The following is a 26693-nucleotide window of genomic DNA, read 5'->3' as shown; positions in this document are numbered from 1 at the left end:
AACCGGTGAAGGGGCGCAACACCCCTTCACCGGTGGAGGCTTGGGGCTACTTCTCGACCTCGGCGGCGAGCCTGGCCAGCATGGCGTCGTAGATCCGGCCGAGGCCCTTGGGGGCGAAGGTCTTCTCGAAGAAGCCGCCGATGCCGCCGGCGCCCTTCCAGGTGGTGGTGACCACGACCCGGGACCTGCCCTCGCCGGCCGGGGTGACGCGCCAGGTGGTGACCATGGTGGAGTTGCGGTCCTTCTCGACCAGCTCGCCGTCGGTGGGCTCGCTGACCTCCATCAGGCAGTCGCGCACCCGCTTGCTGGTGGCCTGGAGCTTCCAGTGCACGAGGGTGCCCTGGCCGTCGCCGCCCTCACGGACCTCGTACTCGCTGAAGTGCTCGGGCAGCAGCTTCTGCCGGGTGCCGCGGTAGTCGGCGAGGGCGTCGAACACCTTCTCCGCGTCCGCCGCGACGACCCGCTCCGTAGTGGCCTCGACCTGCGCCATTGCGTTCCTCCAGGACCTGGTTTCTCGGGGTTGGGGCAAGCCAACCACCCCGGCGCCCGGCCGCCCAAATCGGGGGGTGCCGTCCGGGGCTCCCACCAGGGCCGCACGATCATGGGAACAGATGTTCTATTGTGAGTGCAGTGCTACCGAGGAGGCGTCATGCGCTGGGAGAACCTCACAGGGGACAGCGAACACGGCCGGGCGGAAGCCGCGCTGTTCGGCGCGGACGCCGTCGTGACCCGCACCTTCGACACGCCGGAATTCGCCGGGATCACCTTCCACGAGGTCCGGGCGCGCTCGGTGCTGAACCGGGTGCCGGGCGCCTCCCGCATGCCGTTCGAGTGGACCGTGAACCCCTACCGTGGCTGTACGCACGCGTGCGTCTACTGTTTTGCCCGCAAGACGCACAGCTATCTGGACCTCGACACCGGCATCGGCTTCGACACCCAGATCGTGGTGAAGGTGAACGCGCCCGAGGTGCTGCGCCGCCAGCTCGCCTCCCGCCGCTGGCAGGGCGACCACGTGGCGATGGGCACCAACGTCGACTGCTACCAGCGCGCGGAGGGCCGCTACCGGCTGATGCCGGGCATCATCTCCGCCCTCACCGAGCAGGCCAACCCCTTCTCGATCCTCACCAAGGGCACCCTGATCCTGCGCGACCTGGACCTGCTGGTCCGGGCCGCCGAGGTGACCGACATCGGCATCTCGGTCTCCGTGGGCTTCCTCGACACCGAGCTGTGGCGCACGGTGGAGCCGGGCACGCCCGCGCCCGAGCGCCGCCTGGACGTCGTACGCGCCTTCGGCGAGCGCGGCATCGGCTGCGGGGTGCTGATGGCGCCGGTGATCCCGTTCCTGTGCGACGACCCGGCGCAGCTGCGCGCCACGGTACGGGCGATCGCGGCGGCCGGGGCCACCTCCGTCACGCCTCTGGTGCTGCATCTGCGGCCCGGCGCGCGGGAGTGGTTCATGGCCTGGCTCGGGCAGCACCACCCGCACCTGGTGCGGCGTTACGAGCGGCTGTACGCGGAGGGCGCCTACGCACCCCGGTGGTACCAGCGCCGGATCACCCGTCAGGTGCACGAGCTGGCGCAGGAGTACGGCATCGGGCCCACGCGTCCGGGCCTGGCCCGCCGGATCCGCCCGGCGGAGCCGGCCGAACCCCCGGCGCCGGCCGAACCGACCCAGCTGACCCTCATGTGACGGTGTGTCAGACCCTCGGGTGAGGGCGTTCGAGCGCTTCGGGCACTCCGAACGGGTCAACTGCGCCCGGCGTGCGCGGTCCAGCGCGCCGATTCCGGGACGATGCGGCGAGAGACGTGGCCCTCGTGGTCCGCCGACACCGCCGTCCCGGGAGGACGCATGAGAACACGCGCAGCCGTGCTGTGCGCAGCCGCCGCCGTACTGGCGGGCTCGGTCACCGCCCTTCCCGCGCAGGCCGCTCCGGCGGCGCACCTCACCTGGAGGTCGTGCGGCACCGACGACTACCCGACGCTCCAGTGCGCGTCCCTGCAGGTGCCGCTGGACCACGCGCACCCGTCGGGCCGTCAGATCACCCTCGCCCTGTCCCGCGTCCCGCACACCGCGCCGGCCTCGCAGGGGCCGCTGCTGGTCAACCCCGGCGGCCCCGGCGGCAGCGGCCTGAACCTGGCCGGGTTCGTCGCCTCGGCGCTGCCCAGGAGCGTGGCCGCGCAGTACGACGTCATCGGCTTCGACCCGCGCGGGGTCGGCCGCAGCCGCCCGGCCCTGGACTGCGCGCCGGGCCACTTCAGGACGGTCCGCCCGGACACCGTGCCCGCCACGGCCGCGGTGGAGCGGACCAACCTCGCGCGCGCCCGGTCCTTCGCCGCCGACTGCGGCCGCCGTCACGCCGACGTGCTGCCGTACATGGACACGGTCAGCGCCGTGCGCGACCTGGACTCCATCCGCGCGGCCCTCGGCGCGCCGCGGATCAGTTACTTCGGCTACTCCTACGGCACCTATCTCGGCGCGGTCTACGCCAAGCTGTACCCGGGGCGGGTCCGCCGTCTGGTGCTGGACTCGGTGGTCGATCCGACCGGCGTCTGGTACCGGGACAACCTCGGCCAGGACTACGCCTTCGACGAGCGGCACCGCGCGCTGATGGCCTGGATCGCCCGGTACGACTCCACGTACCACCTCGGCAAGGACCCCGAGCGGGTCGGGGCCGAGTGGTACGCGATGCGGGCGGCCCTGGCCAAGAAGCCGGCCGGCGGCACGGTGGGCGCCTCCGAACTGGAGGACACCTTCATCCCCGGCGGCTACTACGACGGCTACTGGCCCTATCTCGCCCAGGCGTTCGCGGCGTACGCGCGCGAGAGGAACGCCGCGCCGCTGGTGCAGGCGTACCGGAAGTTCGGCGCCGTGGACGGCTCGGGGGACAACGGCTACAGCGTCTACACGGCGGTGCAGTGCCGTGACACCTCCTGGCCCGGCAGCTGGAACCGGTGGCGGGCGGACACCTGGGCGGTCTACGGCAAGGCGCCCTTCATGGCCTGGAACAACGCCTGGTACAACGCGCCGTGTGCGTTCTGGCCGACGGCGCGGCGCAGGCCGGTGAACATCGCCAACGCCGGGCTGCCGCCGGTGCTGCTGTTCCAGGCGACCGAGGACGCGGCCACGCCGTACCCGGGCGGGGTCATGGCGCACCGGCTGCTGGCCGGCTCCAGCCTGGTGGTGGAGGAGGGCGGCGGCAACCACGGCGTCACGCTGAGCGGCAACGCCTGCCTGGACGCGTACCTGTCCGCGTATCTCAGGGACGGCAGCGTCCCGCGCGGCTCGGGCACGGGCGTCGCCGACGCGGTCTGCCCGAAGTCGCCGGATCCCAAGCCGCTGACGGCGAAGGCGGCGTCCCCGTCGTCACGCGGCTCGGCCCTGCACGGCCTGCTGGGCTTCCGCCGGTAGCGCGCGCCGCATCAACCCGTCGGGGCCGTTGTCAGTGGGGTGGTCCACCATGGCCCCATGAGCGATCACCACGGATCCGCCACGGCCCCGACCCGCATCCCCGCCCCCGCCGGCGTGGCCCCCGCGGCCCAGTACAGCCACGTCGTCTCGGCGGCCGGCCGCTTCGTCGCCGTCTCCGGCCAGCTTCCCCTGGACGAGCGGGGCAGGCTGGTCGGCGAGGGCGACCCCGCGGCCCAGGCCCGCCAGGTGTTCGAGAACCTCAGGCGCTGCCTCGCCGCGGCCGGCGCCGGCTTCGAGCACGTGGTGAAGCTGACGTACTTCGTCACCGACACCGCCCACCTCCCGGCCATCCGTGCGGCCCGCGCCGCCCACATACCCGATGACCGCCTCCCGGCGTCCTCCGCCGTCCAGGTGGCCGCGCTGGTGGCCCCGGAGTTCCTGATGGAGATCGAAGCGCTCGCGGTGGTCGGCGAATGAGCCCCCTGACCGTCCGGGAGATGGGCCTCGCCGACTGCGAGCGCGTCTCCGAGATCCGGGTCCGGGGCTGGCGGCACGCCTACCGGGGGCTGATGCCGCAGTCGTATCTCGACGGGCTCAGCGTCGCGGCGGACGCCGGGAAACGGCGGACCTGGTTGACGCAAGGGGACGGGTCCGTGGTGAACCTGGTCGCCGAGCAGGCGGGCGAGATCCTCGGCTGGGCGGCGTACGGGCCCTACCGGGACGGTGAAGTGCGCACGGCGGACGCGGAGTTGTACGCCGTCTACGCCGATCCGGCGCACCTCGGCCGCGGGGTCGGGCGGGCGCTGCTGTCGGCGTCGCTCGAGCGGTGCGCCGCTTTCCCCCGCATGTTCCTGTGGGTTCTGAAGGAGAACGCCGCGGCCCGCCGGTTCTACGAACGCGCCGGATTCCGCGCGGACGGCGCCGAGGAGCCCTTCGACGTGGACGGGGTGCCCGTGCCGGAGGTGCGCTACGCGAAGGCGCTGAGCGGCTGACCGCCCGTCAGGTCACCTCCGTGCGCTGCGGGGGGATCCGCGCCAGCGCCCGCGCCGCCGCCTCGGCGAGGGCCGGCTGGGCCAGGGCCTCGGTGAGGACGCGGCGGGCCCGGGGGTCACCGAGGGCGCCGAGACCCTCCACACAGGCGAGGGCGACGCGGCGGTAGGGGTCGTGCGGGCGCAGGCGGCGCTCCAGGGTGGTGATCAGCGCGGGCACGGACTCCGGGGCGCGCAGCTCGGTCAGCAGCCGTACCGGGTGCAGGGCGTAGGCCACGCGGAGTTCGTTGGTGGCGAGGGCCGCCGCCGCGCGGGCCGTGCGGGGGTCGCCGAGGCGGGCCAGGGCATGGGCGGCGGAGGCGCAGCGTGGGGGATCGCGGTGGTTGAGCAGCAGCACCAGGGACTCGAAGGCGCGCCGGTCGCCCGCGAGGCCGAGCCGGAACGCGGCCAGTTCCCTGGCCCACAGGGGCTGTCCGGGCGCGGTGAGCACCTCCGCGAGTTCGTCGTGGTCGCCGGTGGCCAGCAGCCGCTCGAACGCCGCCGAGCCGCGCGACTCCTGCCGTAAGCGCTCCGTGAGCGATCGCAACTCTTCGTCCACGAAGTCCAGCGTAGGCGGGTGGCGGGGTCCGGGGGAGCTACATCACAAACTCCGGCCGGACTCAGGGCTGGCGCGCTCGTTACTGGCAAGTTAAGCTCAGACGAGCGAGTTACCCACTCGCATCCGCTGGCGACGGTCTGGTGACGCGGCCGTCGCGAGCAGGTCGGTTCGGTACGGACGTGTACCGCAGTACGACCCGGCTCCGGGACAGGGCCGGTCGGAATTCCTGCCGTGTGCCGTGCGCGGGCGATGTGCATCGCCCGTGGCATCCGGCGGCACCGGGCGTGTGCGCTCGCGGCCCGGCAAACACCCGCACCCTTTCCGCTCCGTGGTGCGCCCCTCGGCGCACCCGGCGCGCTCCTCGTCGTCACCCTCATTCCTGGAGTCCCGCGATGGCCACTCCCCTGTCCCCCCAGTCCGGCACCCCGCAGCCCCTCAAGACGATCGCCGTCGTCGGCCTCGGCACCATGGGCACCGGTATCACCGAGGTCCTCGCCAAGGCGGGCCGCGAGGTGATCGGCATCGACATCAGCGAGGCCCAGGCCGCGAGCTGCGTCGCCACCCTTGAGGCCCGCACCGCCCACTGCGTGGAGCGCGGCCGGCTCACCGAGCAGGAGCGCGCCGACGCCCTGGCCCGGGTCCGCACCGGCACCGACCTCGCGGCGGCGGCCGACGCCGACCTCGTCATCGAGGTGGCCCCGGAGTCGTACGAGATCAAGCACCAGATCTTCCGCGAGCTCGACGGCATCGTCCGTCCCGAGACGATCCTCGCGACCGGCACCAACGCCCTGTCCGTGACCCGTCTCGCCGCCGACTCGGCCCGCCCCGAGCGCGTGCTCGGCCTGCACTTCTTCAACCCGGCGCCGGCGATGAAGCTGGTCGAGGTCGTCTCGTCGGTGCTGACCGCGCCGGGCGCCGTCGCCGCCGTCACCGACCTCGCGATCGAGCTGGGCAAGGAGCCGGTCGCGGTCGGCGACCGCCCCGGTTTCGTCGCGGACGGCCTGCTGTTCGGCTACCTCAACCAGGCCGCCGCGATGTACGAGGCCCGCTACGCCTCCCGTGAGGACATCGACGCGGCGATGCGGCTCGGCTGCGGCCTGCCGATGGGCCCGCTCGCGCTGCTGGACCTGATCGGCGTCGACACCGCCCGTACGGTCCTGGAGGCCATGTACGCCGAGTCCCGCGACCGGCTGCACGCCCCGGCCCCGATCCTGAAGCAGCTCAGCGAGGCGGGCCTGACCGGCCGCAAGGCGGGACGCGGCTTCTACACCTACGCGGCCCCGGGCAGCGCCACCGTCGTGCCGGACGCGCTGACCCCGGCCGAGGACGGCTCGGCGGTCCGGGGACGCGAGGTGCGCTCGGTGGGCGTCGCCGGCTCCGGCACCATGGCCTCCGGCATCGCCGAGGTGTTCGCCAAGGCCGGCTACGGCGTGGTGCTGGCCGCCCGCAGCGAGCAGAAGGCGCAGGCCGCCAAGGCCCGGATCGGCAAGTCGCTTTCGCGCTCTGTCGACAAGGGGCGGCTGACCGCCGAGGCCGCCGCGCAGATCCTGGACCGGATCACCCCGGCCGGGTCCTACGACGCCTTCGCCGGCGTCGACCTGGCCGTCGAGGCGATCGCCGAGGACCTGGAGGTCAAGCGGCAGCTGTTCGCCACGCTGGACAAGGTCTGCAAGCCCGGCGCGGTCCTCGCCACCACCACCTCCTCGCTGCCCGTCGTCGCCTGCGCCCGCGCCACCTCGCGCCCGCAGGACGTGATCGGCATGCACTTCTTCAACCCGGCGCCGGCGATGAAGCTGGTCGAGGTCGTGCGGACCGTGCTGACCGGCGACGACGTCCACGCCACCGTCCGCGAGGTCTGCGCGAAGATCAAGAAGCACGCGGTGGACTGCGGCGACCGGGCCGGCTTCATCGTGAACGCGCTGCTGTTCCCGTACCTGAACAACGCGATCAAGATGGTCGAGGAGCACTACGCGTCCCTGGACGACATCGACGCGGCGATGAAGCTCGGCGGCGGCTACCCGATGGGCCCCTTCGAGCTGCTGGACGTGGTCGGCCTGGACGTCTCGCTGGCCATCGAGCAGGTGCTGCACCGCGAGTTCCGCGATCCGGGCCTGGCCCCGGCGCCGCTGCTGGAGCACCTGGTGGCCGCGGGCTGCCTCGGCCGCAAGACCGGCCGCGGCTTCCGCGAGTATGCCCGGCGTTGACGGCGCCGGCGACTGGTCGCACGCGGAGACGGACTGGGGCGGACTGCTCGGCCCGGTGGACGCGTCCCCGCCCTCCTGGGGCGGGGCGGGCCCCCGGGCCGGCAGAACCCCCTCACCCGCGCACCGAACTGCGCACATGCAGTACGTTCGGGGCATGTCCCAGCCCGCCAAGTCCTCACGTACACCAGCTACGCCCGACGCGCCGGAAAGTGCCGCAGGCAGTCGCGCCGCCGCCCAGCGGCTCAAGATGCGCCGAGAACTGGCGGCGGCAGCGATGGAGCTCTTCGCGACCAAGGGGTACGAGGCGACCACCGTCGACGAGATCGCGGCCGCGGCCGGCGTCGCCCGCCGTACCTTCTTCCGTCACTTCCGTTCCAAGGAAGAGGCGATCTTCCCGGACCACGACGACACGCTGATCCGCGTCGAGGCGGTCCTGAACGCCGCTCCCGCGCACGAGCATCCGCTCGACGCCGTGTGCCGCGGCATCAAGGAAGTCATGAAGATGTACGCGGCCGCCCCGGAGGTCTCGGTCGCCCGCTACAAGCTCACCCGCGAGGTGCCCACCCTGCGGGAGGCGGAGATCGCGTCGGTGGCCCGCTACGAGCGTCTGTTCACCCGCTACCTCCTCGGCCACTTCGACGAGCGGGCGCACGCCGACGACGCCAACGACGACCCGCTGCTGGCCGAGGTGGCCGCCTCCGCCGTCGTCACCGCCCACAACCACGTGCTGCGGCGCTGGCTGCGCGCGGGCGGCCAGGGGGACGTGGAGGCGCAGCTGGACCACGCCTTCGCCATCGTGCGCAAGACGTTCGGCAACGGGATCGGCGCGGGACGCGGCACGGCGCCGCAGCCGGCCGCCTCCACGGCGTCCGCGCAGGGCGAGGTGCTGGTGACGGTCGCGCGCACCGACGCGCCGCTGCACGAGGTCATGCGCACCATCGAGCAGGCCCTCAAGGAGCGCTGACCCAGGTTCCCCCCTGTGACAACGGCCACCCCACGGGTGGCCGTTTTTGCATGTCAGCGCCCCTTTTCGCCCACCCTTCGAGGCCCATACGATCGATCATCGCTCATCTGTCAAGTAAAGATTTCATCTGAGAGCAATATCTGGCACTCAGTGCCTTGCCGACTGACACGCGGTGTCATACGTTGAAGGGGTCCGGGCGGCCGGCGAGCAGAGACCGATCGCTCGCCGGCTGTCCCCAAAGGCCCATGGCCCGAGCGCCCGGACGCCTGCGTCACAGGCACCCTCCCGCGCCACAAAGCGCTGCCGAAGCACCACCGAGCCGAACCGACGGCCCACCCTCCAAAACCCTCAGCAGCACTCACCGCAGCACCGACGATCCCTCAGCGCCCCTCCCTCAGGGCGCTCACCGCCGGAGGCAACACCGTGACCGTGAAGGACATCCTGGACGCGATCCAGTCGCAGGACGCCACGTCCGCCGACTTCGCCGCCCTGCCGATCCCCGACTCGTACCGCGCGATCACCGTGCACAAGGACGAGACGGAGATGTTCGCGGGCCTTGAGACCCGCGACAAGGACCCGCGCAAGTCGATCCACCTCGACGAGGTTCCCGTGCCCGAGCTGGGCCCGGGCGAGGCCCTGGTGGCCGTCATGGCCTCCTCGGTGAACTACAACTCGGTGTGGACCTCGATCTTCGAGCCTCTGTCCACCTTCGGGTTCCTGGAGCGCTACGGCCGCACCAACGAGCTGGCCAAGCGGCACGACCTGCCGTACCACATCATCGGCTCCGACCTCGCGGGCGTCGTTCTGCGCACCGGCCCGGGCGTCAACGCCTGGAAGCCCGGTGACGAGGTCGTCGCCCACTGTCTGTCCGTCGAGCTGGAGTCCTCCGACGGCCACAACGACACGATGCTCGACCCGGAGCAGCGGATCTGGGGCTTCGAGACCAACTTCGGCGGCCTCGCCGAGATCGCCCTGGTCAAGTCCAACCAGCTGATGCCGAAGCCGGACCACCTGAGCTGGGAGGAGGCCGCGGCCCCGGGCCTGGTGAACTCCACCGCCTACCGCCAGCTGGTCTCCCGCAACGGCGCCGGCATGAAGCAGGGCGACAACGTGCTGATCTGGGGCGCGAGCGGCGGCCTCGGCTCGTACGCGACGCAGTTCGCGCTGGCCGGCGGCGCCAACCCGATCTGTGTCGTCTCCAGCCCGCAGAAGGCGGACATCTGCCGCGCGATGGGCGCCGAGGCGATCATCGACCGCAACGCCGAGGGCTACAAGTTCTGGAAGGACGAGCGGACCCAGGACCCGAAGGAGTGGAAGCGCTTCGGCAAGCGCATCCGCGAGCTCACCGGCGGCGAGGACATCGACATCGTCTTCGAGCACCCCGGCCGCGAGACCTTCGGCGCGAGCGTCTACGTCACCCGCAAGGGCGGCACCATCACCACCTGCGCCTCCACCTCGGGCTACATGCACGAGTACGACAACCGGTACCTGTGGATGTCGCTGAAGCGGATCATCGGCTCCCACTTCGCCAACTACCGCGAGGCCTGGGAGGCCAACCGCCTCATCGCCAAGGGCAGGATCCACCCGACCCTGTCGAAGGTCTACTCGCTCGAGGACACCGGCCAGGCCGCCTACGACGTCCACCGCAACCTGCACCAGGGCAAGGTCGGCGTGCTGTGCCTCGCCCCCGAGGAGGGCCTGGGCGTGCGCGACCACGAGATGCGAGCCAAGCACATCGACGCCATCAACCGCTTCCGCAACGTCTGAGAGCCGCAGATGACAGAGCGTCAGCCTTCGGGCAGCCGGAGGGAAAAGGACCGTCCGTGGCTCATGCGGACGTACGCCGGTCACTCGACGGCGGAGGCGTCCAACGAGCTGTACCGGCGCAACCTGGCCAAGGGGCAGACCGGTCTGTCGGTGGCGTTCGACCTGCCGACGCAGACGGGTTACGACTCCGACCACATCCTCGCCCGCGGCGAGGTCGGCCGGGTGGGCGTGCCCGTGGCCCATCTGGGCGACATGCGCCGGCTGTTCCAGGACATCCCCCTGGAGCAGATGAACACCTCGATGACGATCAACGCCACCGCCATGTGGCTGCTGGCGCTCTACCAGGTCGTCGCCGAGGAGCAGGGCGCGGACATCACCAAGCTCCAGGGCACGACCCAGAACGACATCGTCAAGGAGTACCTGTCCCGGGGCACCCATGTGTTCCCCCCGGGGCCGTCGCTCCGCCTGACGACGGACATGATCGCGTACACGGTCTCCCACATCCCGAAGTGGAACCCGATCAACATCTGCAGCTACCACCTGCAGGAGGCCGGGGCCACGCCGGTGCAGGAGATCGCGTACGCGATGTCCACCGCGATCGCCGTCCTGGACGCCGTGCGCGACTCCGGCCAGGTGCCGCAGGAGCGCATGGGCGACGTGGTCGCCCGCATCTCCTTCTTCGTGAACGCGGGCGTCCGCTTCGTCGAGGAGATGTGCAAGATGCGGGCGTTCGGCCGCATCTGGGACAAGATCACGCGTGAGCGGTACGGCATCGAGAACCCCAAGCAGCGCCGCTTCCGCTACGGCGTCCAGGTCAACTCCCTCGGCCTGACGGAGGCGCAGCCGGAGAACAACGTCCAGCGGATCGTGCTGGAGATGCTGGCCGTGACCCTCTCCAAGGACGCACGCGCGCGTGCCGTGCAGCTGCCGGCCTGGAACGAGGCCCTGGGCCTGCCCCGCCCCTGGGACCAGCAGTGGAGCCTGCGCATCCAGCAGGTGCTCGCCTACGAGAGCGACCTGCTGGAGTACGACGACATCTTCGAGGGCTCGAAGGTGATCGAGGCGAAGGTGGACCAGCTGGTCGCGGACGCCCTCGCGGAGATCGAGCACATCCAGGAGATGGGCGGCGCGATGGCCGCCGTCGAGTCCGGCTACCTGAAGTCGCAGCTGGTCGCCTCGCACGCCGAGCGCCGGGCCAGGATCGAGTCCGGCCAGGAGAAGATCGTCGGCGTCAACATCTTCGAGGGCACCGAGCCGAACCCGCTCACGGCCGACCTGGACACCGCGATCCAGACGGTCGACCCGGCGGTCGAGGCCCGGGTCATCGCCTCGCTGCAGAACTGGCGCGACACGCGCTACCAGCCGCCCTTCAACCACCCGCGCCCCTGCAAGGCGCTGGAGCGGCTGAAGGAGGCCGCCAAGGGCACCGAGAACCTGATGGAGGCCACGCTGGAGTGCGCCCGCGCCGGCGTCACCACCGGCGAGTGGGCGGCGGCCCTGCGCGAGGTGTTCGGCGAGTACCGGGCGCCCACCGGGGTGTCCTCGGCGCCGGTGGCCGTCGCCGCCGAGCCGGGCTCCGCGCTCGCCGACGTGCGGGCCAGGGTGGACGCCACCGCCCGCGAGCTGGGCGTCGGCAAACTCCGCTTCCTGGTCGGCAAGCCGGGCCTGGACGGGCACTCCAACGGCGCCGAGCAGATCGCCGTGCGCGCGCGGGACGCCGGCTTCGAGGTGGTCTACCAGGGCATCCGGCTGACGCCCGAGCAGATCGTGGACGCCGCCCTCGCCGAGGACGTGCACGCGGTCGGCCTGTCGATCCTGTCCGGATCGCACGCCCAGCTGGTCCCGGACGTACTCCAGCGGCTGCGTGTGGCCGGTGCCACAGATATACCGGTGATCGCCGGTGGCATCATCCCGAATGGTGACGCCGAGCAGCTGAAGGACGCCGGAGTGGCCGCCGTCTTCACCCCGAAGGACTTCGACATCACCGGGATCATCGGCCGCATCGTCGACGAGATCCGGAAAGCGAACAAGCTCGACCCTCTGGAGGTCCCCGCATGACGACCGTCAACCGCCTTCGCCCGCGGCGCTCCTGCCTGGCCGTACCGGGCAGCAACCCGCGCTTCCTGGAGAAGGCGCAGGGCCTCCCGGCGGACCAGGTCTTCCTCGACCTGGAGGACGCCTGTGCGCCGCTCGCCAAGCCCGAGGCGCGGCACACCATCGTCAAGTTCCTCAACGAGGGCGACTGGACGGGCAAGACCCGGGTGGTGCGCGTCAACGACTGGACGACCGAGTGGACGTACCGCGACGTCGTGACGGTCGTCGAGGGCGCCGGCCCGAACCTCGACTGCATCATGCTGCCGAAGGTGCAGAACGCCCAGCAGATCGTCGCGCTGGACCTGCTGCTCACCCAGATCGAGAAGACCATGGGCTTCGAGGTCGGCCGGATCGGCATCGAGGCGCAGATCGAGAACGCGCAGGGCCTGAACAACGTCAACGAGATCGCGCAGGCCTCGCCGCGCATCGAGACGATCATCTTCGGCCCGGCCGACTTCATGGCGTCCATCAACATGAAGTCCCTCGTCGTGGGCGAGCAGCCGCCCGGCTACCCGGCGGACGCCTACCACTACATCCTGATGAAGATCCTGATGGCCGCCCGCGCCAACGACCTCCAGGCGATCGACGGCCCCTACCTGCAGATCCGCAACGTCGACGGCTTCCGCGAGGTGGCCGGCCGGGCCGCCGCCCTCGGCTTCGACGGCAAGTGGGTGCTGCACCCGGGCCAGGTGGACGCCGCCAACGAGGTCTTCTCGCCCTCCCAGGAGGACTACGACCACGCCGAGCTGATCCTGGACGCGTACGACTACTACACGTCCGAGGCGGGCGGCAAGAAGGGCTCCGCGATGCTCGGCGACGAGATGATCGACGAGGCCAGCCGCAAGATGGCCCTGGTCATCGCGGGCAAGGGACGCGCCGCCGGCATGCAGCGCACCAGCAAGTTCGAGATCCCGGAGGCCTGAGCGCGATGCAGTTCGGACGGACCTACGAGGAGTTCGAGGTCGGGGCGACGTACAAGCACTGGCCGGGCAAGACGGTCACGGAGTACGACGACCACCTGTTCTGTCTCCTCACCATGAACCACCACCCGCTCCACATGGACACCAACTATGCGGAGAAGACGACGGACTTCGGCAAGAACGTCGTCGTGGGGAACTACATCTACTCCCTCCTGCTGGGCATGAGCGTGCCGGACATCTCCGGCAAGGCGATCGCCAACCTGGAGATCGAGTCGCTCAAGCACGTGGCGCCGACCTTCCACGGCGACACGATCTACGGCGAGACGGCCGTGCTCGACAAGTGGCCGTCGAAGTCGAAGAACGACCGCGGCATCGTCTACGTCGAGACCAAGGGCTACAAGCAGGACGGCACGCTCGTCTGCGTCTTCCGCCGCAAGGTGATGGTGCCCACCGAGACGTACATCAAGGAGCGCGGCGGCGAGCAGCCGGGCCGCCCTGAGCTGAAGCAGCAGGAGAAGTAGCGATGGCCCGTCTCGCCCAGACCGCCGGTCTGACCGACGTCCAGCAGGAGATCCTCTCCACCGTCCGGGACTTTGTCGACAAAGAGATCATTCCTGTCGCGACCGAGCTGGAGCACCGCGACGAGTACCCGCAGCAGATCGTCGACGGGCTCAAGGAGCTCGGCCTGTTCGGTCTGATGATCCCCGAGGAGTACGGCGGGCTGGGCGAGTCGCTGCTCACCTACGCGCTGTGCGTGGAGGAGATCGCCCGCGGCTGGATGTCGGTGTCCGGCATCATCAACACCCACTTCATCGTCGCGTACATGCTCAAGCAGCACGGCACGCAGGAGCAGAAGGACCACTTCCTGCCGAAGATGGCCGCCGGCGACATCCGGGGCGCCTTCTCGATGTCGGAGCCGGGTCTGGGCTCCGACGTGTCGGCGATCACGTCCAAGGCGGTCAAGGACGGCGACGAGTACGTCCTGAACGGCCAGAAGATGTGGCTGACGAACGGCGGCACCTCGTCCCTGGTGGCCGTCCTCGTCCGCAGCGACGAGGGTCACCCCGAGGGCACGGCCCCGCACAAGTCCATGACGACCTTCCTGGTCGAGAAGGAGCCGGGCTTCGGCGAGGTCCGCCCGGGCCTGACCATCCCCGGCAAGATCGACAAGATGGGCTACAAGGGCGTCGACACCACCGAGCTGATCATGGACGGCCTGCGGGTACCGGCCGATCGGGTGCTCGGCGGCGTCACCGGCCGAGGTTTTTACCAAATGATGGACGGCGTCGAGGTCGGCCGGGTCAACGTGGCGGCGCGCGGCTGCGGCGTCGCCCAGCGCGCCTTCGAGCTCGGCGTCCAGTACGCCCAGCAGCGGCACACCTTCGGCAAGCCCATCGCCCAGCACCAGGCCATCCAGTTCAAGCTGGCGGAGATGGCGACCAAGGTCGAGGCCGCCCATGCGATGATGGTCAACGCGGCCCGCAAAAAGGACTCCGGCGAGCGAAACGACCTGGAGGCCGGCATGGCGAAGTACCTGGCCTCCGAGTACTGCAAGGAGGTCGTGGAGGACGCCTTCCGGATCCACGGCGGCTACGGCTTCTCCAAGGAGTACGAGATCGAGCGCCTGTACCGCGAGGCCCCGATGCTGCTCATCGGTGAAGGTACCGCCGAGATCCAGAAAATGATCATCGGCCGCAGACTGCTCGAAGAGTATCGATTCCAGGGCTGAATGTCCTAGTACGGGGTGTTTTCTTCGAGAAGAAGATCACACCCCGTATGCGTTGTTCCGCCGCTCTTCGGCCGCCGACTCGGCTTCCCAGCTTGCCCAGTTGCGGCCCGCGACCGGTACGATCCCGGAAAGCCGCCGTCCCCCGTCTTGTGCGGCATCATCCGCTACGAAGGTCATCCATGCCCCACAGCCAAACCTCTGCACCTCGCGACAGCCGAGCCGGCGTCCGTCTCGCGCGCGGAGCATCGCCGTGGCTTCTCCCGACCGTCGCCACCGCAGCCCTCAGCCTGGCCCGCGCCCGCCGCTCCGGCGCGGCCAGGGCCGTGGCCGTGCCCGCCACCGCGCTCGCGGCGGGCATGCTGTGGTTCTTCCGCGACCCCGAGCGCGAGATCGGCTCCGGCCGGGTGATCTCGCCCGCCGACGGCGTGGTGCAGAGCATCATGCCGTGGAAGGACGGCCGCACCCGCGTCGCGATCTTCATGAGCCCGCTGAACGTCCACGTCAACCGCGCGCCCCTCGCGGGCACGGTGACGTCCGTCGAGCACATCCCCGGCGGCTTCGTTCCGGCGTTCAACAAGGAGAGCGAGAACAACGAGCGCGTAGTCTGGCATTTCGACACCGAACTCGGCGACATCGAGATGATCCAGATCGCCGGCGCGGTGGCCCGCCGCATCGTGCCCTACATCCCCGCGGGCACGAAGGTCGAGCAGGGCGACCGTATCGGTCTGATCCGCTTCGGCTCGCGTGTCGATCTCTACCTGCCCGAGGGCGTGGAGGTCGCGGTCGAGGTCGGACAGAAGACCGTGGCTGGGGTGACTCGCATTGACCGTGATTGATCCGGAGACCCAGGCGGGCTGGGTGCCCGAGGCCGACGACGTGGACGACGAGGAGGAGATGCCCCTCTCGCTCCGCCTGTCGATAGCGGACACCCTCACCCTGGGCAACGCCACCTGCGGGTTCATGGCGGTGTACTTCACCACCACCGGCATCCTGATCCCGCACCTCACCGGGAACGACGAGTCCGCGGGCATGGCGCGGCACAGCGCCGCCACGGCCGTCATCCTGATGCTCTGCGCGGCCGTCTTCGACCTGTTCGACGGCCTGGTCGCGCGCAAGCTGCGCTCCTCGCCGATGGGCGCGGAGCTGGACAACCTGTCCGACCTGATCAGCTTCGGGCTGGCGCCCGCGTACTTCGTCCTCGTCTACGGCATGGTCGCGGACGACGCGCACCAGAGAGTGGCGGCGCTCGGGGCCATCGTGGTGCTGCTGGCCGTCGTGCTGCGCCTGGCGCGCTTCTCGTGCGTGACGATGAAGGACGGCATGTTCCAGGGCATGCCCTCGCCGTTCGGCGCGCTGACGGTGGTCTCCATCGTGCTGCTGGAGCTGCCCTTCGTGGCGACGCTGCTCGCGATCCTCGGTACGGCGTGGCTGATGGTGAGCCGCGTGGAGTACCCCAAGCCGCGGGGCCGCCTCGCCGGCGCGATGCTCTCCTGGATCGTGCTGTCCATGGGCCTGCTGGCAGCCTGGGCCTTCGACGCCCCGAGCGGCCAGCTGCTCCTCCAGACGGGCTGCGCGCTGCAGCTGGTCATGGGCGCGGTGATCCCGCTGTTCGCCACGGCTCGCCGGGTGAACAACTTCCGCGACAACCGCCGGGAGGCGCGGGCGGCGCAGTTGCCGTAGCGGCGCTTGTACGAGGGGCCCCGGACCGTTGGCTGGTCCGGGGCCCCTCGTTTGTGTGGCCCACCTGGGGGCTCCGCCCCCCAGACCCCCGTTTCCCACCCACCCACCGGTCTCGGTTGGCTGAGAGGTGAAGCGACAAGGCCACGCCCGCCCCGGACAGTGCCTTTCCAGCCGACCGAGACGGGTGGGCGGGTTGGCCAGGGGGGTCTGGGGGCGGAGCCCCCAGGGCCTCAGCCCAAGTGGTCCTCGGCGATGCGCACGGCGACCCGCTCCAGGATCGGTCCGGCGTCGGCGATGCACTTGGCGACGTCGGGCTCGACGGACGTCAGGGCGTACGCCTGCTCGATCCCGGCCCGCAGCAGCGCCTCCTGCGACAGGGCCAGCCGCCCGCACACGGCCACCACGGTCTTCCCCGCGGAGCGCGCCGCGGCGGCAACCCCCGCCGGCGCTTTCCCGTGCAGCGTCTGCTCGTCCAGCGAACCCTCGCCGGTGATCACCAGCGAGGCCCGCTCCAGCGCGGGCGCGAAGCCCAGGACGTCCAGCATGACCTCGATGCCCGGCCGGAAACGCGCGCCGAGGAGCAGCGCGCCGTAGCCGATGCCGCCCGCCGCGCCCGCGCCCGGCGACGCCGCGTACCGCGCCGCGTCCGGACCGGCCTCGGCCTCCAGCACCTTGGCGAAGTGGGCCAGCGCCGCGTCGAGGGTGTCCACGTCGTCCGGCGAGGCGCCCTTCTGCGGGCCGTACACCGCCGGGGCTCCCTTCGGCCCGGTCAGCGGGTTGTCGACGTCGCTGGCGAGGACCAGTTCGACGGAGGACAGCCGGGGGTCCAGGCCGGACAGGTCGGCCCGGGCCAGGTCGGCCAGCCCGCCGCCGCCCGGCGACACCGGCTCACCGTCCTCGGTCAGGAACCGGGCGCCCAGCGCGGACAGCATCCCCGCGCCGCCGTCCGTCGTGGCGCTGCCGCCGACGCCGAACACGATCGTCCGCACGCCCGCGTCGAGCGCGGCGCGCAGCAGCTCGCCGGAGCCGTACGTGGAGGCCGTCAGCGGTGCGAAGACGCCCGCCGGAAGGCGCTGCAGGCCGCTGGCCTCGGCCATCTCCACCACCGCGGTGTCACCGCGCAGCGCGAACGCGGCGGTCACCTCCTGGCCCAGCGGGCCCGCGACCCGTACCTCCCGCCGCTCGAAACCGGCCGCCACCGCCGCGTCCACGGTCCCGTCGCCGCCGTCGGCCACGGGCAGCGCCTCGACGTGAAGGTCCGGCACGACCCGGCGCAGCCCGGCCGTCACCCGCTCGGCGACCTGCACGGCCGTCAGCGAGCCCTTGAACTTGTCCGCGGCGATGAGCACCCGACGGGTCTCGTTCACTGCAGCGTCCGCCACCTTGCATTCCCCTTGCTCTCCGGGCCCCGCGCACGTCAGGGCCAGTCGCGCCGCTGCGACCTTAACCGGAGGACGCCCTCGCCGTCATGCCCCGACCGAAGGCTGGGAAGCGCCTGGGAGCCGCCTGGGAAAAACGGGTAGACCCCAGCCATGACCAGCACAGGACCGGACCTCGCCGACCGCGTCCACGGCGGCTGGCTCGGCCGGATCGCGGGCAACATGCTCGGCAAGCCGGTCGAGCAGGGCGAGGTGTGGACCCACGAGCGCATCGACCGCTATCTGCGCGGGGCCGGGGCGCTGCCGCTCACCGACTATCTGCCCGAGCCCGCCGACCCGGCCGAGACCGCCGTACTGCGCCCGGAGTGGCGCGGTTGCGTGCGCGGCCGGATCCACGGCAGCGTGCGCGACGACGACGTCGACTACGCGATCCTCGGGCTGCACCTGCTGGAGACGCACGGCTTCGGCTTCAGCACCGAGCAGGTCGGTGATCTGTGGCTGCTCAGGCTGCCGTATCTGCAGACCTTCACGGCGGAGCGGGCGGCGTACCGCAATCTCGCGAACGGGCTGAAGCCGCCGCTGACGGCGACGTACGACAACCCGTACCAGGAGTGGATCGGCGCGCTGATCCGCGCCGACGTCCACGGCTGGACCCGTCCGGGCGATCCGGCCGGCGCCGCCGCCCTGGCCCGCCGGGACGCCGTGCTGTCCCACACCGGCAACGGCGTGTACGGCGCCATGTGGGCCGCCGCGCTGATCGCCGCGGCCTTCACCGCGCACACCGTGCGCGACGCGCTCGACGCGGCCCTCGGCGTGATCCCGGCCGGCAGCAGGCTCGCCCGTACCGTACGGCGGGTGATCAGCCTGCACGGGACCCGCCTGCCCTGGGAGGAGACCCTCGCCACGCTGGCCGCGGAGACCGCGGGGCTCGGCTGGATCCACACCGTCCCGAACGCCGCGGTGCTGAGCGCCGGGCTGCTGTACGGCGACGGCGACTTCACCCGGACCATCGCGCTGACCGTGCGTGGCGGCCTGGACACCGACTCCAACGGGGCGACGGCGGGCTCGGTGGCCGGGGTCCTCACCGGTGCGGAGGCGATCCCGGCGCGGTGGAAGGACCCGCTCCAGGACACGGTCCGCAGCGCGGTGTTCGGTTTCGACGGCGTACGGATCAGTGCGCTCGCGGAACGCACCGTGCGCCTGGCGGCGAGCGCCCCTTAGTCGGGCCGCGGCTGGTTACCCTTCCGCCATGGCCACGACTCCTGACTTCGCCACGTACATCGCGAGCCTGCCCCGGGTCCTCGCCGGCGCCGCCGTGCTCTTCCGGGACACCGAGGGGCGCGTGCTGCTGGTCGAGCCCAACTACCGCGAGGGCTGGGCGCTGCCGGGCGGCACGATCGAGTCGGACGACGGGGAGACCCCGCGCCAGGGCGCGCGCCGGGAGACGCTGGAGGAGATCGGCCTAGACCGGGAACCGGGCCGGCTGCTGGCCGTGGACTGGGTGCACGGCGCGGGCCGCCCGCCGCTGGTGGCCTATCTGTACGACGGCGGTGTCCTCGACGAGGCCGGCCTGAAGGCGATCCGGCTGCAGGAGGAGGAACTCCTCTCCTGGCGCCTGGTCCCCCGCGAGGACCTCCTGGCCCACCTCCCCGACGCCCTCGGCCGCCGCGTCCTGACGGCCCTCGACGTGCTCGCGGACGGCTCCGGCACGGCGGAACTGGAGAACGGCCACCGGGTGGCCTGACCGCACCGGTCCCGGCAGGCGCCCGGTCCCCGTCCCCGCCGGGTCCCGCGGGCGATATCCGCTCGCCCGGCGGGTACCGGCGTCCTACTCTCGGCCCCATGGACAGGCCTCTCGTAGCCATTCTCAGTGGCGCAGGTATCTCGACCGACTCCGGAATCCCCGACTATCGCGGCCCGAACGGACTGTGGCGGCGGGATCCGGAGGCGGAGAAGCTCGTCACGTACGAGTACTACATGGCCGACCCGGAGATCCGGCGGCGGTCCTGGCGGATGCGGCGCGAGAACCGCACGCTGAAGGCCGAGCCGAACGCCGCGCACCGGGCGGTCGCCGAGCTGGAGAGGTCCGGCGTCCCGGTGCGGGTGATCACCCAGAACGTGGACGGGCTGCACCAGTTGGCCGGCCTGCCCGCCCGGAAGGTCCTCGAACTGCACGGCAGCGCCCGCAGCGTCGTGTGCACCCGGTGCCATGCGCGCGGGTCCATGGAGGACGCCCTCGCGCGCGTCGACGCCGGTGAGGACGATCCGCCGTGCCGGGAGTGCGGGGGCATCCTCAAGTCCGCCACCGTGATGTTCGGGGAACGGCTGGACCCGGTGGTCATCGGCGAGGCCACGGCCATCTCCAAGGCCTGCACCGTCTTCGTCGCCGTCGGCAGCAGCCTCCAGGTCCACCCCGCCGCGGGCCTGGTGGGCGTCGCCGCCGACCACGGCGCCCGCCTGATCATCGTCAACGCCGAGCCCACGCCGTACGACGACCGGGCCGACCAGATCATCCGCGAACCGATCGGCACGGCCCTGCCCGCACTGCTGCGCGCCTTGAGCGAGGGCGCCGACGTCCGAGAAGGGTGACTGCAGTCGTCGGCCGTCCTGTGAGCCCGGGCGCGTCGGTGAGTCCCGCGGTGAAAGGGGCGCAAGCAGCGGCCGCTGGGCCCGGGTGAGCGCGGCTAGAACAGCGCCGCCTTCCGTTCGAAGTCCAGCAGGCGGCGTTTGCGGTCCAGGCCGCCGCCGTAGCCCGTGAGGTCGCCGTTCGCGCCGACGACGCGGTGGCAGGGGACGATGATGCCGACCGGGTTGCGGCCGTTGGCGAGGCCGACCGCGCGGGACGCCTTGGGGTTGCCCAGCGCGTCGGCGAGTTCGCCGTAGCTGCGGGTCTCGCCGTAGGGGATGCGGGTCAGCTGGTCCCAGACACGGCGCTGGAACGGAGTTCCGTGCAGGCGGAGTTCCAGGGTGAAGTGCGTCAACTCCCCCGCGAAGTAGGCCGACAGCTGCTCCTCGGCCTCGGCGAAGGGCGTGTCGTCACGGCTGCCGAAGGTCTCCTCGTGCGGCCGGTGGCGCTGGTCGGTCATGTACAGGCCGCACAGGACGCCGTCGTCGTCCGCGACGAGGGTCAGCGGGCCGTAGGGGCTGTCGATGACGGTGTGCCGCTTGTTCGAGACATCCATGGTCGTGAAAGTCCTCATACGGGTAGGAAGTTGATGGGGTGGCCGTCGGTCGCCCACAAGTACTGCACGGCGTACGCCCGCCAGGGCCGCCACGCCTCGGCGCGGGCGGTGAGCGCGGCCGGGGTGGCGGGCAGGCCCAGCTCCGCTGCCGCGCGCCGGATGCCGAGGTCGGTGGGGAGGAAGGCGTCCGGGTCGCCGAGGGCGCGCATCGCGATGACGTCGGCGGTCCAGGGACCGAAGCCGGGCAGGGACAGCAGCCGGGCCCGGGCCTCGGCCCAGTCGGACTCGACGCCCAACTGCAGGGTGCCCTCGGCCAGTTCGCGGACGAGCGTGGTGAAGGTGGTGCGCCGGGTGCGGGGCATCGCCAGGGTCTGAGGGTCGACGGCGGCGAGGGCCTCCGGGGACGGGAAGAGGTGGGTGAGGCCGCCCTCGGGGTCGTCGAGGGGCTTGCCGTGCGCCGTGACCAGGCGGGCGGCGTGGGTGCGGGCGGCGGCCGTGGACACCTGCTGTCCGAGGACGGCGCGGACGGCGAACTCGGCCTCGTCGACCGTGCGCGGCACCCGGCGGCCGGGCGCCTTGTCGACCAGCGGCGCGAGCAGCGGGTCGGTGCGCAGATGATCGTCCACCGCGACCGGGTCGGCGTCCAGGTCGAGCATGCGGCGGCACCGGCTGATGGCCACCGGCAGGTCGCGCAGGTCGCTGAGGGTGAGGCGGCAGGCGATGTGGTCGGGGCGGGGCGTGAGGGAGGCGATCCCGTGGCCGTACGGCAGGCGCAGCGTGCGCCGGTAGGCGCCGTCCCGCCATTCCTCGACGCCGGGTACGGCCGTGGCGGCGAGGTGCCCGAAGAGGTTGGAGGGGTTGAGCGGGGCGCGGAACGGCAGCCGCAGGCCGATCCCGGCCGGGGTGCCGGCCCCGGACCTCGGCGCGCGGGCGCGCAGTTGGCTCGGGGTCAGGGCGAAGACCTCGCGGACGGTGTCGTTGAAGGCGCGGACGGAGGCGAAGCCGGCCGCGAAGGCGATCTCCGCCATGGGCAGCGCGGTGGTCTCGATGAGCAGCCGCGCGGTCTGGGCGCGCTGAGCGCGGGCGAGGGCGAGCGGGCCCGCGCCGAGTTCGGCGAGCAGCTGCCGCTCGACCTGGCGGGCGCTGTAGCCGAGCCGGGAGGCGAGTCCGGGAACGCCCTCGCGGTCCACGACGCCGTCGGCGATGAGCCGCATGGCGCGGGCCACCAGGTCGGCGCGGTGGTTCCACTCCGGGGAGCCGGGGCTGGTGTCCGGGCGGCAGCGCTTGCAGGCGCGGAACCCGGCCTGCTGGCAGGCGGCCGCGCTCGGGTAGAACGTCATGTTCTCGGGCTTGGGCGGGACGACGGGACAGCTGGGGCGGCAGTAGATCCGGGTGGTCAGGACGGCCGTGAAGAACCATCCGTCGAACCGGGCGTCCTTGGACTGCACGGCCCGCACGCAGTGCTCCCGGTCGAGGTGCGTCGCTGTCTGCATGCCTCCAGCATCGGCCGGGCGGCCCCTGGTGTGCTGGCGGAAATCCGACATCAGCGTCCGCGGGCCTGCCGGGTTTCCGTTCCGGGAGCGACCGAGGCTGTCATCGGCGCACACCCGCGGGTCCGGGCAGGCCGATGCGGACGGCTGGCCGCCGCCTGGTCGGTGAGAGGAACGCTGCCACTCGGACCGGACCTGGGTGTCGGTGTCGCCGCCGGAGGCTACGGTGACGGGTTCAGTGGGTCGTCGGTCATGCCGGTCAGGCGGTCCGTCTGGGTGGTCGTGACGAGGGCGGGGTCCAGTTGGCCGGCGGCGGTCGTCAGGGCGGTCAGGGCCGGGACCAGGCCGGCGCGCTCCGGTGCGGGCAGGCGTTCCACCAGGGCCCGGATCTCGGCGCGGCGGTGGCTCAGCACCCGCTCCACCAGATACTCGCCGGCGGGGGTGAGCCGGAGGACGACCTCGCGCCCCGTTGTCCGCGTTGACCCGCCGGTCGGTGAGGCCCTGGGCCTCCAGTCGCTCGGCCATGCGCAGCGCGGTGGACGACGTGACGCCGAGCGTGGCGGCCATCGCGGCGAGCTTGATCGGGCCGCAGGTGTGCAGGGCGACCAGCGAGCGCAGTTGGGGCAGGGTGAGGGGCGCGTCCACGGAGGCGAGGGCGCGGGCGGAGAGGGCGACGATCAGCCGGGAGGCGGCCATCACGGCCACGGTGATCTGCTCGGCCTCCCGGTCCAGGGCCGCCTCCGCCCCCTTGTCACGAGGTGCGGTCGAGGAGCCCGCCTGCCGGTCCCCCGGCGTCCGCACCGGTGACGGTCCCCGCACCGGGGTCCGCCGCTGCCCGGTGTCCTGCTCGGCCATGGGCTCCTCGCTCCCACCGGACCGAGCGGGCGCGACGGTTCCGGTACCGAAGGTGATGCCGATGAGTTCCGAGCCGATACGCGAAGCGTATTCCTCGTACGGCAGTTGGAGACGCCCGCCGCAGTCACCTTCGCCGCCGGCCGCCCCGCCGGTGAGGTCACCGCCCTGCTGGGCGCCGCGCACGAGGCGGGCGATCCCGAGGGGCTGCTCGCCCAGCGGCTGTACCCGGTGCTGGACGCGGACGGCGACCTGGCCGGCGTGGTGACGCGCGGCGCGCTGATCCACGCCGACCCCGCCGACCCGACTCCGCTCGGCGAGCCGGCCCGCCCGGCGGTCGTCGCCCACCCCGACGAGACCCTGCGGGCGCTCGCCAACCGGATGGCGCAGCACGAGGTCACCCGCGAGCCGCGGCCCCGCGTCGAGGGCATCATCAGCCTGCGCCATCTGCTGACGGCACGCCGCATCGACCTGCACGAGGAACGCCACGCCGAGCACGTCCTCACCCTGCGGACCAGGCGCGGCGCGGCCCCCGCCGCGAGCTGAGGAGCGGGCGGTTCCCACAAAGGACATCGCAAAGGGGCAAAGAGGTAGAAAAGGTCGCGTCTAGGCACGATCAACAGCCCATGGCCGTCCGCCTCCGGAACGCGACCGGACCTCAAGCTGGATGAGCGGAGGACGGCTCGCCGCCCGACGGCAGCGCCGTCCGCCGCACCGGCGGGGCCCCACGGCAGGCCCTGCCGGGGCGCCCGGCGCACGACACAATCGCGCGCTCCGCGCACGGCGTGAACCGCACCGGCTCGTGCTCGTGGCAGGTCTGGACCGGCCCGAGCGCGAGCCGCACGCTGTCCGCGCGGGCCGCTCGCCGGTTATGGACCGGTGACACGCACCGGGTTTGGCCCTGGTGACCGGACCACGAGCCCGGCAGGGTGGAGCTCCCGAACCCGAGGAGGTCCCCGACCATGCGATTCCGGCACGCGGACACCATCTGGGCCACGTTCCCCGAACTGGCCTCCGGCGCGCTGTACGCCACCGGCGTCGACGCCCGTGTGGACACCGGGCCGCGCGCCGCCGCGTACACCGCCCGCGCCCGGGACCGGCTGGCCGGCACCAGCGAGGGTGAGTTCCCCGAAGTGCTCGCCTGGCGGCGGACGTTCAGCCGGCTGGGAGTGAAGCCGACGCAGTACCGGTGCGCCTCGGAGTCGCTGCTGCGGCGGCTGCGGAAGGAAGGCGCGCTGCCGCGCATCCACCCGCTGGTCGACCTGTGCAACGCGCTGTCGGTGGCGTACGGGATCCCGGTGGCGGTCCTCGACGTCGACCGGATCGCCGGGCCGCTGCTGGAGGTGCGGCCCGCCGCCGGCGACGAGACGTACACGGCGTTCGGCGGAGGCGTCGAGCACCCCGCGCCCGGTGAGGTCACGTTCGTCGACTCCGCGGGACGCGCGCACGCCCGGCGCTGGACCCACCGGCAGAGCGGCCACTCGGCGGTCGGCGAGCACACCCGCCGGGTGCTGGTGGTGGCGGAGGCCATGCACGACGGCGGTGCGGAGACCGTGCCCGAACTGCTGAAGGCGGTCGAGGAGGAGGTGGCGGCGCACTGGGGGGCCGTCACGGAGCAGGCTGTCCTCACCCGGGCGGCTCCGGACTTCGTCTTCGGCGGCTGAGCGCCCGCGGATGACACCATGAGAACGGTGGACGAGGAGCGAGGGCTACCGGGCACCGGGCGCGAACTGCCGGGCCGCGGCTCGGACTTCCTGCAGCTGGCGGCCGGTGACGTGCCGGCCGGTGGGAAGGCCGAGTGGCTGGCGGGGCGGCTGCGGCAGGCGATAGCGGACGGCCGCCTCGCGGTGGGCAGCCGGCTGCCGCCCACCCGGGTGCTGGCCGCAGAGCTGCGGGTCTCCCGCGGGGTGATCACCGAGGCCTACCGCCGGCTCGCCGAGGACGGCCACCTGGAGGGCCGCCGCCGCGGGGGCACGGTGGTGGTGGCGGCACCGTTCACTCCGTCAGGGAGCGTCCCGACGGGGACGGCCGTGGCTCGTGCCGACGGCGCCTGGAGCGGCGGTACGCCGAGACAGCCCCGGTACGCCACGCGAAGCAGGCCCCTCAATCACGCTTCCCGGTCCGGCCGTTACGGAACAACCGGCACCTCGCGCGCCCGCGAGCCCGGAACCGTACCGCCTGACACGTCGGGCGCGCTGTCGTACGGCGGGGCGCCCACCTCACCTGCCCCTCGCCCGACCCGCCGCCTCACCCTCACCTCCCCCGTCTCCCCCACTTCCCCCTTCTCCCGCACGCCCGGCCCCGATGTCTTCGACATGCTGCGGGAGGCGCCGGCCGGTGTGGATCTCACTCCGGGGCGGCCGGATCTCGCCGCGTTCCCGCGGACCGCCTGGCTGCGGGCCGAGCGGGCCGTGCTCGCGGGGCTGTCCGCGGAGCACTTCGGCTACGGCGACCCCCGTGGCGCTCCCGCGCTGCGGCGGGCCGTCGCCGGCTGGCTGGCGCGGACGCGGGGCGTGCGGGTGGCGCCGGAGGAGGTGCTGATCGTCGCCGGCACCGCGCAGGCGCTCACGCTGCTGCACCAGGTGCTGCGGGCGGACGGGGTCGACGCGGTCGCGGTGGAGGACCCGGGCTCGCTCGGCGGCCGGCAGCATCTGCGCAACGGCGGCCTGGAGACCCCTCCCGTACCGGTGGACGAGGACGGGGTGCGGGTGGACGCGCTGCGGGCGACCGGCGCCCGCGCGGTGCTGCTCACGCCGGCCCACCAGTTCCCGACCGGGGTGGTGACCAGCGGCGAGCGGCGGCGGGAGCTGCTGGGCTGGGCCGGGGACGGCGGGCTGATCCTGGAGGACGACTACGACGCCGAGCACCGGTACGACCGGCCGCCGGTCCCGGCGCTGCGGGCGCTGCTGGCCGACCGGGTGTGCTACATGGGCAGCGTGTCGAAGCTTCTGGCGCCGGCGCTGCGGATCGGCTGGCTGGTGGCCCCGGCCCGGTATCGCGAGGAGCTGGTCGACGCCAAGCGGTTCAACGACCTCGGCAACGCGGTGCTGCCGCAGCTGGTGCTCGCCCGGCTGATGGAGTCCGGTGGTCTGGAGCGGCAGTTGCGGCTGTTGCGGCGCCGGCACCGCGACCGCCGGGACGCCATGATCGCCGCTCTCGCCGAGCATCTGCCGGGCGGGACCGTGCACGGCGCGGCGGCGGGCCTGCATCTGACGGTCACGTACCCGGCGGACGTGCCCGACACGGAGGTCGCCGCGGCCGCGCTGGCCCACGGCGTGAAGTGCCAACCGCTGTCCTGGCACCGGCAGTTGCCCGGCCCGCCCGGACTCGTCCTCGGATACGCGGCCACCGCGCCGGGAGCCATCGCGGAGGGCGTGGCCCTGCTCGGCCGTGTCCTGCGCGAACTGGCCTGACCATCCGTGAAGGACAACTGCGT

At 72.2% G+C, this 26693-nt stretch carries 25 protein-coding genes and 1 pseudogene; 19 read left to right on the top strand and 7 right to left on the bottom strand.

All coding sequences use genetic code 11. From position 1 onward, the window contains the following. Window positions 1–46: 46 nt before the first annotated feature. The gene (locus AB0950_RS06760; protein ID WP_360155610.1) at window positions 47–490 is read right to left on the bottom strand and encodes an SRPBCC family protein; all 444 of its coding nucleotides are present in this window, start codon (window positions 488–490) and stop codon (window positions 47–49) included. Window positions 491–649: 159 nt separating this feature from the next. On the opposite strand from AB0950_RS06760, the gene AB0950_RS06755 reads away from it, so the two are divergent. The 4 genes from AB0950_RS06755 (at window position 650) to AB0950_RS06740 (ending at window position 4401) form a co-directional block, all read left to right on the top strand. Beyond that, window positions 650–1690: an Rv2578c family radical SAM protein gene (locus AB0950_RS06755; RefSeq protein ID WP_360155607.1), complete on the top strand. Its 1041-nt coding sequence runs from the start codon at window positions 650–652 to the stop codon at window positions 1688–1690. Window positions 1691–1849: 159 nt separating this feature from the next. Then, window positions 1850–3409 carry an alpha/beta hydrolase gene (locus AB0950_RS06750; protein WP_360573344.1) on the top strand — a complete coding sequence of 520 codons (1560 nt, stop codon included), beginning with the start codon at window positions 1850–1852 and terminating at the stop codon, window positions 3407–3409. 57 nt (window positions 3410–3466) lie between these two features. Beyond that, window positions 3467–3886 (top strand): RidA family protein, encoded by a 420-nt coding sequence (locus AB0950_RS06745; RefSeq protein ID WP_366777976.1) that lies wholly within the window; start codon window positions 3467–3469, stop codon window positions 3884–3886. Next, a complete protein-coding gene (locus AB0950_RS06740) occupies window positions 3883–4401 on the top strand; it encodes a GNAT family N-acetyltransferase (protein ID WP_366777975.1) in 519 nt (172 codons plus the stop codon). Before AB0950_RS06745 ends, AB0950_RS06740 begins: the two co-directional genes overlap by 4 nt. A 7-nt stretch (window positions 4402–4408) precedes the next feature. On the opposite strand, the gene AB0950_RS06735 is transcribed toward AB0950_RS06740, so the two are convergent. Beyond that, window positions 4409–4996 (bottom strand): adenylosuccinate lyase, encoded by a 588-nt coding sequence (locus AB0950_RS06735; protein ID WP_360155595.1) that lies wholly within the window; start codon window positions 4994–4996, stop codon window positions 4409–4411. Window positions 4997–5388: 392 nt separating this feature from the next. Here AB0950_RS06735 and AB0950_RS06730 point away from each other — a divergent pair, with 392 nt between their 5' ends. From AB0950_RS06730 to pssA, 9 genes are all read left to right on the top strand, one after another. Next, window positions 5389–7200, top strand: coding sequence for a 3-hydroxyacyl-CoA dehydrogenase family protein (locus AB0950_RS06730; protein WP_360155592.1), 1812 nt, complete (start codon window positions 5389–5391; stop codon window positions 7198–7200). Window positions 7201–7354: 154 nt separating this feature from the next. Continuing rightward, complete coding sequence (locus AB0950_RS06725; RefSeq protein ID WP_360155589.1) at window positions 7355–8164, top strand: TetR family transcriptional regulator; 810 nt, start codon at window positions 7355–7357, stop codon at window positions 8162–8164. Between the two features lie 429 nt (window positions 8165–8593). After that, the gene (gene ccrA, locus AB0950_RS06720; RefSeq protein WP_360155952.1) at window positions 8594–9931 is read left to right on the top strand and encodes a crotonyl-CoA carboxylase/reductase; all 1338 of its coding nucleotides are present in this window, start codon (window positions 8594–8596) and stop codon (window positions 9929–9931) included. Between the two features lie 9 nt (window positions 9932–9940). Then, a complete protein-coding gene (locus AB0950_RS06715; RefSeq protein ID WP_360573348.1) occupies window positions 9941–11989 on the top strand; it encodes a protein meaA in 2049 nt (682 codons plus the stop codon). Further along, on the top strand, window positions 11986–12948 hold the full coding sequence (locus tag AB0950_RS06710; protein WP_360155583.1) for a CoA ester lyase: 963 nt from the start codon (window positions 11986–11988) through the stop codon (window positions 12946–12948). Before AB0950_RS06715 ends, AB0950_RS06710 begins: the two co-directional genes overlap by 4 nt. A gap of 5 nt (window positions 12949–12953) precedes the next feature. After that, window positions 12954–13466, top strand: a complete 513-nt coding sequence (locus AB0950_RS06705; RefSeq protein ID WP_360573349.1) for a MaoC family dehydratase — start codon at window positions 12954–12956, stop codon at window positions 13464–13466. A gap of 2 nt (window positions 13467–13468) precedes the next feature. Continuing rightward, complete coding sequence (locus AB0950_RS06700) at window positions 13469–14674, top strand: acyl-CoA dehydrogenase family protein (protein ID WP_360155579.1); 1206 nt, start codon at window positions 13469–13471, stop codon at window positions 14672–14674. Between the two features lie 179 nt (window positions 14675–14853). After that, window positions 14854–15510, top strand: a complete 657-nt coding sequence (locus AB0950_RS06695; RefSeq protein ID WP_360155576.1) for a phosphatidylserine decarboxylase — start codon at window positions 14854–14856, stop codon at window positions 15508–15510. A 22-nt stretch (window positions 15511–15532) separates the two neighbouring features. Beyond that, window positions 15533–16354: a CDP-diacylglycerol--serine O-phosphatidyltransferase gene (gene pssA / locus AB0950_RS06690; RefSeq protein WP_330342756.1), complete on the top strand. Its 822-nt coding sequence runs from the start codon at window positions 15533–15535 to the stop codon at window positions 16352–16354. Between the two features lie 230 nt (window positions 16355–16584). Here pssA and AB0950_RS06685 read toward each other — a convergent pair whose 3' ends face one another. Next, on the bottom strand, window positions 16585–17721 hold the full coding sequence (locus AB0950_RS06685; protein ID WP_366777974.1) for a glycerate kinase: 1137 nt from the start codon (window positions 17719–17721) through the stop codon (window positions 16585–16587). A 165-nt stretch (window positions 17722–17886) separates the two neighbouring features. Here AB0950_RS06685 and AB0950_RS06680 point away from each other — a divergent pair, with 165 nt between their 5' ends. The 3 genes from AB0950_RS06680 (at window position 17887) to AB0950_RS06670 (ending at window position 20322) form a co-directional block, all read left to right on the top strand. Further along, entirely contained in the window at window positions 17887–18954 is a 1068-nt protein-coding gene (locus tag AB0950_RS06680; RefSeq protein WP_366777973.1) for an ADP-ribosylglycohydrolase family protein, read from the top strand. A 28-nt stretch (window positions 18955–18982) separates the two neighbouring features. Further along, the gene (locus AB0950_RS06675; protein WP_360155567.1) at window positions 18983–19477 is read left to right on the top strand and encodes an NUDIX hydrolase; all 495 of its coding nucleotides are present in this window, start codon (window positions 18983–18985) and stop codon (window positions 19475–19477) included. A gap of 98 nt (window positions 19478–19575) precedes the next feature. Continuing rightward, a complete protein-coding gene (locus AB0950_RS06670; protein ID WP_360155564.1) occupies window positions 19576–20322 on the top strand; it encodes a Sir2 family NAD-dependent protein deacetylase in 747 nt (248 codons plus the stop codon). 95 nt (window positions 20323–20417) lie between these two features. On the opposite strand, the gene AB0950_RS06665 is transcribed toward AB0950_RS06670, so the two are convergent. From AB0950_RS06665 to AB0950_RS06650, 4 genes and pseudogenes are all read right to left on the bottom strand, one after another. Further along, complete coding sequence (locus AB0950_RS06665; protein WP_360155561.1) at window positions 20418–20915, bottom strand: methylated-DNA--[protein]-cysteine S-methyltransferase; 498 nt, start codon at window positions 20913–20915, stop codon at window positions 20418–20420. Between the two features lie 14 nt (window positions 20916–20929). Beyond that, on the bottom strand, window positions 20930–22408 hold the full coding sequence (locus tag AB0950_RS06660) for an AlkA N-terminal domain-containing protein (protein WP_366778172.1): 1479 nt from the start codon (window positions 22406–22408) through the stop codon (window positions 20930–20932). 218 nt (window positions 22409–22626) lie between these two features. Further along, a complete protein-coding gene (locus AB0950_RS06655) occupies window positions 22627–22818 on the bottom strand; it encodes a hypothetical protein (protein ID WP_360155970.1) in 192 nt (63 codons plus the stop codon). A 115-nt stretch (window positions 22819–22933) separates the two neighbouring features. Continuing rightward, window positions 22934–23101, bottom strand: a pseudogene (locus AB0950_RS06650) (MarR family transcriptional regulator); the annotation flags it as partial. A gap of 264 nt (window positions 23102–23365) precedes the next feature. Here AB0950_RS06650 and AB0950_RS06645 point away from each other — a divergent pair. The 3 genes from AB0950_RS06645 to AB0950_RS06635 all read left to right on the top strand — a co-directional run bounded on the left by AB0950_RS06645 (window position 23366) and on the right by AB0950_RS06635 (window position 26670). Continuing rightward, window positions 23366–23803 (top strand): CBS domain-containing protein, encoded by a 438-nt coding sequence (locus AB0950_RS06645; RefSeq protein ID WP_360155558.1) that lies wholly within the window; start codon window positions 23366–23368, stop codon window positions 23801–23803. A gap of 416 nt (window positions 23804–24219) precedes the next feature. After that, the gene (locus AB0950_RS06640) at window positions 24220–24921 is read left to right on the top strand and encodes a phenylalanine--tRNA ligase beta subunit-related protein (protein WP_366777972.1); all 702 of its coding nucleotides are present in this window, start codon (window positions 24220–24222) and stop codon (window positions 24919–24921) included. 27 nt (window positions 24922–24948) lie between these two features. Further along, on the top strand, window positions 24949–26670 hold the full coding sequence (locus AB0950_RS06635) for a PLP-dependent aminotransferase family protein (protein ID WP_366777971.1): 1722 nt from the start codon (window positions 24949–24951) through the stop codon (window positions 26668–26670). Window positions 26671–26693 lie beyond the last annotated feature (23 nt).

Origin of the sequence: Streptomyces sp. NPDC007189, assembly GCF_040703635.1 — a bacterium.
Taxonomy (GTDB): domain Bacteria; phylum Actinomycetota; class Actinomycetes; order Streptomycetales; family Streptomycetaceae; genus Streptomyces.
This window is presented reverse-complemented; position numbering and strand designations above follow the sequence as displayed.